Source organism: Bradyrhizobium altum (genome assembly GCF_020889705.1).
GTDB classification, from domain to species: Bacteria; Pseudomonadota; Alphaproteobacteria; order Rhizobiales; family Xanthobacteraceae; genus Bradyrhizobium; species Bradyrhizobium altum.
This window is the reverse complement of the sequence record NZ_JACMYP010000537.1, coordinates 1-1,388: the sequence shown is the minus strand read 5'-3', so window position 1 is coordinate 1,388 and position 1,388 is coordinate 1. Positions and strand designations below refer to the sequence as shown.

Below are 1,388 nucleotides of genomic sequence, written 5' to 3'. Positions count from 1 at the left end.
CCGATGGCCGCCTATGCGCCGCCGCCGGCTGCGCCGGCCGGGCCCGATTTCTCCTCGCTCGAGCGACACCTGCTCAAGATCACGAGCCAGATCGAGGCGCTGCAGCGGCCCGATCATATCGAGCAATCCATCGCGGCCTTCCGCGGCGAGCTTGCCGAAATCCGCCAGGCGATCACCGAGGCGATGCCGCGCCGCGCGATCGAGTCGATCGAGAACGAGATCCGCTCGCTGCATCATCGGATCGACGAGATCCGCCAGGACAGCAGCAACGGCCAGGGCCAGGTGATTACCGGCATCGAACGCGCGCTGGCGGAAATTCGCGAGGCGCTGCGCACGTTGACGCCCGCCGAGCAGCTCACCGGCTACGACGAGGCGATCCGCAATCTAGGTGCCAAGCTCGACATGATCTTGCGCGCCAACGACGATCCGTCGACGGTGCATCAGCTCGAGAGCGCGATCGCCGCGCTGCGCGCCATCGTCTCCAATGTCGCCTCCAACGACGCGCTGCTGCAGCTCTCCGGGGACGTGCATGCGCTGGCCGCGAAGGTCGACCAGCTGTCGCAGATGTCGCGCGCCGAGTCCCACGTCGATGCCTTCGCCGGGATCGAGCAGCGCATCGCCGCATTGGCCTCGACGCTGGAGACCCGCGAGCGGCCGGTCGCTGGCTACGACAATACCGACGCCATCGAGGGCGCCCTGCGCTCGCTGTCGGAGCGGATCGACCGCCTGCAGGTCGGCAACGACAGCTCTTCGGCGTTCACCCATCTCGAGCAGCGTGTCTCCTATCTGCTCGAACGCCTGGAGTCCGCCGACCAGCGCTCCGGCAATCTCGGCCGGGTCGAGGAAGGGCTGCATGACATCATGCGGCACCTCGAGGCCCAGCACGCCCACATCGCTTCGCTCGCCGACGCCACCCGCAACAATGTCAGCAGCTCCTCGCCGCAGCCGATGATGGACAGCGGCATCGTCGACCTGGTGAAGCGCGAACTGTCCGACATCCGCTTCAGCCAGTCGGAGACCGATCGCCGCACCCAGGATTCGCTGGAGACCGTTCACAACACGCTCGGCCATGTCGTCGATCGGCTGGCGATGATCGAGAACGATCTGCGCACGGTCCGCACCGCGCCGCCGGCTCCGCCCGCCCCTGCTTATGCCGAATCGCGGATGGAAGCACCGCGGATGGAGATGCCGCGCGCGGCGATGCCGCAGCCGACCGCGCAGCCTGAACCATACAAGCCTGAATCATATAAGCCCGAATCGTACAGGCCTGAATCGTACCGGCCCGAATTGCCCAATCCTGCGCTGGCGCAGGAGCACTTCATGTCCGCGCCGCGCGAATTCCATGCCGCGCAGCCAGTCGAGACCGCGCCGCCGCCGCTGCCGCCGCG

Annotated in this window: 1 pseudogene; it reads left to right on the top strand. The window is 67.4% G+C overall.

The window, feature by feature from the left end:
* Positions 1-1,388: pseudogene (locus H8B02_RS47195) on the top strand (hypothetical protein); the annotation flags it as partial.